At 66.9% G+C, this 7,503-nt stretch carries 3 protein-coding genes and 1 pseudogene; all 4 read left to right on the plus strand.

Features of this window, described 5'->3' with window-relative positions; genetic code table 11:
• Positions 1–4,605, plus strand: a 4,605-nt coding sequence (locus HMPREF3165_RS02770) for a DUF3418 domain-containing protein (protein WP_070510714.1), incomplete at its 5' end; no start/stop codon positions are given.
• Positions 4,606–4,796: 191 nt separating this feature from the next.
• A complete protein-coding gene (locus tag HMPREF3165_RS02775; protein ID WP_003787829.1) occupies positions 4,797–5,096 on the plus strand; it encodes a hypothetical protein in 300 nt (99 codons plus the stop codon).
• A 75-nt stretch (positions 5,097–5,171) separates the two neighbouring features.
• Complete coding sequence (locus HMPREF3165_RS13170) at positions 5,172–6,830, plus strand: alpha/beta hydrolase (RefSeq protein ID WP_141744998.1); 1,659 nt, start codon at positions 5,172–5,174, stop codon at positions 6,828–6,830.
• 129 nt (positions 6,831–6,959) lie between these two features.
• A pseudogene (locus HMPREF3165_RS13615) lies at positions 6,960–7,503 on the plus strand (hypothetical protein); the annotation flags it as partial.

Here is a 7,503-nt window from a genome sequence, read left to right on the forward strand (position 1 = left end):
CGCGGTGGCGGTAGGCGTCGGGGCCGGCGCCCGGGCCGCACCGAGGGCAGGCGCCGCAACGCCTGGAAGGGCTACTCCCCCGAGCAGCTCGCCGCCCGCGCCGCCGCCGTCCCGGCGATCGTCTACCCCGAGGAGCTGCCGGTCTCCGCCCGCCGTGAGGAGATCGCCGCCGCCATCGCCGAGCACCAGGTCGTCATCGTCGCCGGTGAGACCGGCAGCGGTAAGACCACCCAGCTGCCCAAGATCTGCCTGGAGCTGGGCCGGGGCGTGACCGGGATGATCGGCCACACCCAGCCGCGGCGCATTGCCGCGCGCAGCGTGGCCGAGCGCATCGCCTCCGAGCTGGGCACCCCGATCGGGCGTGACGGCGTCGTCGGCTACCAGGTGCGTTTCACCGAGGAGGTCGGCGAGAACACCCTGGTCAAGCTCATGACTGACGGCATCCTGCTGGCGGAGATCCAGTCCGACCCCCAGCTGCGCCGCTACGACACGATCATCGTGGACGAGGCCCACGAACGCAGCCTCAACATCGACTTCATCCTGGGCTACCTGGCGCGTCTGCTGCCTCAGCGCCCCGACCTCAAGGTCATCATCACCTCGGCCACCATCGACTCAGAGCGCTTCGCCGAGCACTTCGGCCGCGAGCAGATCGGCGACCGCGGGCAGCCCTTCACCGTTCCCGCCCCGGTCATCGAGGTCTCCGGGCGCACCTACCCCGTTGAGGTGCGCTACCGCCCACTGGCTCCCGACGACGCCCCGCCCGCCTCCGACGACGCCGGCGGTGAGCCGGCCAGCGGCGCGGACGCCGCCCCTCGGCCCGGCCCGGCGGGACCCGGCGAGCTGAGCGAGGCCGAGCTGGAGGCTCTGACCTCCCCCGACCCGGCGGTGCGCGCCGCCGCCCGGGCCCGCCGCGAGGCCATCCGCTCCGGCGCCAGCCCCACCGCGCTCACACCCCGCAACCAGGGGGCTCGCGGCAAGGGCCGGGGCCGGGCCGGCTCAACGACCGCCGAGTCCGGGGAGCCCAAGGATCAGGTGACCGGGATCCTCGACGCCGTCGACGAGCTCCTGGGGGAGCCCAGCGGCGACATCCTCATCTTCCTGGCCGGCGAGCGCGATATCCGCGACACCGAGGCGGCCCTCATCGACCACCTGGGGGCGCGCTACACGCCCGACGGCCGCTCGCGCACACCGGGGGCCATCGAGGTCATCCCCCTGTACTCGCGCCTGAGCGCCGCCGAGCAGCACCGGGTCTTCGAGGCCCACCAGGTGCGCCGCATCGTCCTGGCCACGAACGTGGCCGAGACCTCCCTGACGGTTCCCGGAATCCGTTACGTCATCGACCCGGGTCTGGCGCGCATCTCCCGCTACTCCAACCGCACCAAGGTCCAGCGCCTGCCGATCGAGCCGGTCAGCCGGGCCAGCGCCAACCAGCGGGCGGGCCGTTGCGGGCGCGTGGCCGACGGCATCGCCATCCGCCTGTACTCGCAAGCCGACTTCGAGGCGCGCCCGGAGTACACCGAGCCGGAGATCCTGCGCACCTCACTGGCCAGCGTCATCCTGCAGATGGCGGCCCTGGGGCTGGGGGCGGTAGAGGACTTCCCCTTCCTGGACGCCCCGGACTCCCGCCAGGTCCGCTCCGGCCTGCAGCTGCTCACGGAGATCGGCGCCATCGAGCCGGCCGCGGCCGCCTCCACCCGCTCCGACGACGCCCCCGAACGGGGACGGCGCGGGCCGCGCCTGACGGAGATCGGGCGGCGCCTGGCGCGCCTGCCCATCGACCCGCGCCTGGGGCGCATGCTCCTGGAGGCCGGTGAGCTGGGCTGCGTCGGGGAGGTCATGGTCATCGTGGCGGCCCTGTCCATCCAGGACGTGCGCGAGCGCCCGGCGGACAAGCAGGAGGCCTCCGACGCCCTGCACCGGCGCTTCGCGGACCCGACGAGTGACTTCTTGACCTACCTGAACCTGTGGCGCTACCTGCGCACGCAGAGCCGCGAGCTGTCCGGCTCGGCCTTCCGGCGCATGTGCCGGGCGGAGTTCCTGCACTACCTGCGGGTGCGCGAGTGGCAGGACGTCCACGCCCAGCTGCGTCAGCTGGCCCGACCGCTGGGCCTGGACGCGGCCCCGGTGGAGCTGCCGACGACCCGTTCGATCCGGGCGGCCACCGACGCCCTGGAGCCGGGCAGCCACGCCGCCCAGATCGCCAACGGGGGCGTGGCGGCCGCCGTCGTGGCCCTGGGGCGCAGCGCGGACACGCCCGACGCCGATGCGATCCACCGCTCGCTGCTGGTGGGACTGCTGTCCAATGTGGGGAACTGGGATGAGCGTCGTCGGGAGTACGCCGGCGCGCGCGGGACCCGCTTCACGATCTGGCCGGGCTCGGGCCTGCGCCGCAAGACCTACGACTGGGTGATGACCGCCGAGCTGGTGGAGACCTCCCGGCTCTTCGCCCGCACGGTGGCCAAGGTGGACTCCCGGTGGATCGAGCAAGTGGCGGACCGGGCCGGCCTGACCCGCCACGTCTTCGGTGAGCCCTACTGGTCGACCCGCCAGGGGGCGGCCATGGTCCACGAGAAGGTGCTGCTCTACGGGATGACGCTGGTGGCGGACCGGCCGGCGACGCTGGCGAGCGTGGGGACGGACTCGGCCCGCCAGGTCGCCCGGGAGATGTTCATCCGCTCGGGCCTGGTCGAGGGCGGCTGGCACGCCCGCCACGGCTTCGTGGAGCGCAACCGGGAGCTCATCGAGGAGCTCCAGGACGTGGAGCGGCGTCGACGCGAGCACGGGCTGCTGGCCGACGACGCCGCCCTGTTCGACTTCTACGACGACCGGATCCCCGAGGAGGTGACCTCCGCGGCGGCCTTCGACACCTGGTGGAAGGAGCAGCGGCGCACCACCCCGGACCTGCTGGACTTCACCCGCGAGCTGCTGCTGCCCGGCGGGGGCGACGCGAGCGGCTTCCCGGACACATGGGTGCAGGGGGACCTGACCCTGGGCCTGGACTACGTGTTCGAGCCGGGCCACCCCGAGGACGGGGTCAGTGTCCAGGTGCCGGTGGAGGTGCTGGGGCGCCTGGCCCCGGAGGGCTTCGACTGGCTGGTGCCGGGGATGCGGGCCGAGCTGTGCGTGGCCACGATCCGGGCGCTGCCCAAGCGGGTGCGCCGCCAGCTAGTGCCGGCCCCGGACGTGGGAGCCCAAGTGTGGGTCCAGATCGCCCAGGAGTTCCCGACGCCGCCGGGTGCGAGCTGCCCCGAAGTGCCCTTCGAGGAGGCCTTCAGCCGGGTGGTGTTCCGACTCAAGGGCGTGGAGATCACGGAGGAGGACTGGGCCGAGGCGGCCGAGCGGCTGCCGGACCACCTGGCGATGGGCTTCGCGGCCCTGGATGCGCGGGGCCGGGTCATTGGTCGTGGCCGGGACCTGGTTGCGCTCCAGCAGCGGCTGTCGGGCAAGACGGAGGCCGCTGTGCGCTCGGTGGTGCGCGGCGCGCTGGCCCAGGCGATGGCCGAGGCCCAGGAGCGCCAGGGCACGCAGGGCGGGAAGCACGGCCGCAAGGGCCGCAAGAGGAAGGGCGGGAGTCTGGCCGCCGCTCAGCCTCCGGGCGGCGCCGCTGGGACCCCAGGAGGTGCGGGAGGCTCAGGGGCCGGTGCTGGAGCCGGGGCCGGCCTGGAGGAGCGCCGGGGCCTGACCGACTGGCCCCGGGGCGTACCGGGCCTGGGCGACCCGGATGCCTCGACGATCCCGGCCTCGGTGGAGTCGGCGGGACGGGCCGGCCTGGTGGTGCGCGGCTACCCCGCCCTGGTGGCGAACGGGGCCAGGAGCGCGGACCTGAGGATCCTGCCCGACGCCGCCGCCCAGCTGGGCGCTCATGGCGCCGGGGTGACGGCATTGGCCCTGGCGCGCACGGCCTTGCCGACGGCCCGGGTGACGAGCCGGTGGAGTGCCCAGGAGTCGCTCATCCTGGCGGCCAGTCCCTACCGGACCACGGAGGCTCTCGTGGAGGACGTGCAGGCGGCTGCCGCGCGGGTCGTGGCCGGGCGCTGGGCGGCGTTGGCCTCCGGCTGCGCGCTGGCGGAGGTGCGCAGGCGGGAGGTCTTCAAGGCGCTGGTCGGTGTCATGCGCAGTGAGCTCGAGGACGAAGTCTACCGGGTGGCCCGGTATGCGGCCGCGGCGCTCAAGGCGGCCCGGGAGGTGGAGCGCGTGGTGGGTAAGCACACCTCCCTGACGCTGCTGAACACGCTGCAGGAGGTACGCGAGCACGCGGCCTCCCTGGTTCCGGAGGGTTTCATCACCGCCACCCCTCCAGAGCACCTGGCGCATCTGGAGCGCTACCTGCGGGCCCTGGTGATGCGGGTGGAGAAGGCGGCCTCATCACCGTCGGCCGCCTCGCAGGACGCGGCCCTGGCCTTCCAGGTCTCCCAGGCCCGGGAGGTGGTGGACAAGGCCCGCGCCAAGGCGGCCTCGCTGCCGGCCGACCCGCAGCGTGAGGCCCTCCTGGAGGAGGCCCGCTGGATGGTGGAGGAGCTGCGGGTGAGCCTGTTCGCCCAGACGCTGGGCACGAGCCGCAAGGTGAGCCTCCAGCGCATCACCAAGCTCCTCAGCGCCATCTGATCCCGCTTCCGGCGCCTGACTTATTGGCTGCCATGTCCAGTAAGCACCGCGGCTCTTGGGTGGATTTCGTCGTCCATATGTCCCCCGCGCCGCCGATTGTTGGTTATCGTGTGTCCGGTCGGTTCGCTGCGGCGGCCGCGACTTGATAGCCATGAGGTGGTTTTCGCCGTGACGAGGAAGGACGGGGACAGGTGGCTGATCTGCAGACCTGTGAGGAGACGACGTCAAAGATCCGCTCGGAGGTGGAGAACTGCATCAGTGAGGTGAACGCGTCGGGAGGCGACAGTGACGTGCGCTCCTCGGCGAACGGCCTGACGGGTGCCGGACTGTCCGACGACGCGTCAAAGGCGGCGGATGCAGTGTCCAAGGCCCGCACCACCTTCGCCAACAGGCTGACGAATCACCACAACGGGATCTACAACGCCACCAACCAGCTCAAGGCGGCCGACGGCGCAGTAGCAGCCTGCACCCCCAAGAGCGGCCACAGCTGACCCATATCAGACACCGTTAACTCATTCGACATACTTTCCCAACGATTCAAGTAGTTTACCCTTTCGGAGGACCCTGTGGTTACGTTCAATGACCTCCTATCCTGGAGCGGCACCGACCTCTTCGAGGCGGGCGACGCCTTGGTGGCCGCCTCACATAAGTACGAACAGGTCAACGCCGGCCTTAAACAAGACGGACTAGGCGACGGACTGTCTGGAAAGACCTTCGAGGCGGAGGCCAAAGCGCGACGAATCCTCGCCGACGACGCCGAGGATCTCTGGACCGGCCTGGAGAAGGCTGGCAACGACCTCAAGGACGCCTCCGCAACCGTAAACACGATCAAGAATAGTGCATCAAGTACCCAATCAAGCATATCCGCGGCAGGGTTAAAAATCAAAGACGACAATACCGTTGCAGTCAAGGACCAGCAAAGTGGCGCCAGCGCCAGCACATCCATTGCTTCATACCAAAATGAAGTAGACCGTTTAGTAGAGCAAGCAGGAGACACCGTCACCTTCATTTCATCTGTCTACGCTGAAATCGCCAAACTGGACGATACGGCAAACGGCCCGAGCCCCGAGGTGGTCAACCACGGCGAGAGACCCCCGAACCCAAACTGGACGCCCAGTCAGGTCAATGACTGGTGGACTTCGCTGACCGACGCACAACGGCAGAATATCATCAACAAGCACCCGGCCTGGATCGGCAATCGCGCCGGAATTCCATCGACTGTTCGCGACAAGGCGAACCGAAAATGGCTCGAAATCATGGTGAAGGATATTGACCGTGAAGTCGAGAATTTTGACCCATCGAAAAAGACTAAGAAATTCACACAGAAAGGCGAAGGAGAATATAGGGTAAATACGGAAGAGTATAATCAACTCCTCGCACGACAGAAGGAGCTGCATGCACTATCAGACATGCTTAAAAACGACGCCGGCTCCCACAGTCTTTTAGTTCTCGATAACACAGGAAAGCATCTTCGTGCCGCCGTTGGAACAGGGGACATTGATGGCGCCGACAACGTTATCGTCAACACTCCAGGAATGGACACAGGAGTCACTGAAGAAATCGCCGATACCTACGACGAAGATAAGAAACAAGCTAGAAAGCCTAGCGAAATCAAACCAGGCAGTGCAGTCAATAATACAGACAGTATCGTCAACGAAGCAGCGAAGACCGGAGAGAGCGTAGCCGGAGTTACTTGGCTAGGATATGACGCACCAACCCAAGCAGAGACAGCAGAGGGCACCAACTCCGTAGTTAGCGACAAGGCAGCTAAGGATGCCGCAAAGGATCTCGCTAGCTTCTATGATGGCATTCAGGAAACCCACCATGGAGACCCCCCCCTTGTAGCCGCAGGCCACTCCTATGGATCCCTAGCGACCGGATACGCCCTCAGGCAATCGACCGCACCAGACGATTTTTCCATCATGGGTTCACCAGGCCCCAGCTCAGTAGATGCTTCAGATTTCCACACGCTTCCTGACCACACATTCGCAGCAGCAAACAATTGGGATCCAGTTGCAGCGTCTGGATACTACGGAGGAAACCCCACCACCAACCCCAACTCTGATTTTACAGCACTAGACACAGACGCCAACGGCCCTTACAAATACACGTCAGGACACTCAAACTACACAGATAAAGACAGCACTTCCCTGCACAACCAAGGACAAATCTTGAAAGGCGAAAAACCCGACTATGTCGACCGGCCGTCAATTAAACAGGGATAGCAATTCATGTGCAGGGCATCAGATTGATTCGCTTCCCCCGCGAAACGGACGGAAAAGTAGAGCAGTCGATTAGCCCACCACAACGGATCGGGAAAAATTACGTCCATTCAGCCAGTAAGGGAGCAGCCGATGCCTGACGAGCAGACCACACCTGAACGAGGAGGAACCAAGTCGGAAGAAGCCCCGACTGCCGACTCGAGCAACGAAGCCTCTGCCAGCCGGAGGAAACCGTCGTCGGGCAGGTCGTTAGGGTGGTGGGCTGTCTGTTTCGTGCTGGTCGTACTTGTGTTGATCATCGGTGGTTACGGTTACTTACTCTACGTCAACCTGAACCCCGACAGCGGCCCGGACGGCTTCCAAGTCCGGCGCGTTGCCAGCACAGCCTCCAACTACCTCTCAAGCGACCCCTCGGTCACCTCAGCAGAGGCAACAGGAGCAGAAGCCAACATCAACGGAAGCTCCGTGACAGTCGACGCCCACCTCAAGGACGGCACCAGCGTTGAGGCGGCCGCCAACCTACTGGCCTCAACCCGGCAGAAAACACTCCAGCAGGAACCCGACTACTCAGGCGACTTCATCATCTCGGTGTCCTGGACCGTCAACGGAAGCACCATCGACGTCGACGTGCAGTGTCAACGAGACTCCGAGGCAATCCGGACCGACGTGAAACGAG

Source organism: Actinomyces sp. HMSC08A09, assembly GCF_001807465.1.
In the GTDB taxonomy this organism is placed as follows: domain Bacteria; phylum Actinomycetota; class Actinomycetes; order Actinomycetales; family Actinomycetaceae; genus Actinomyces; species Actinomyces oris.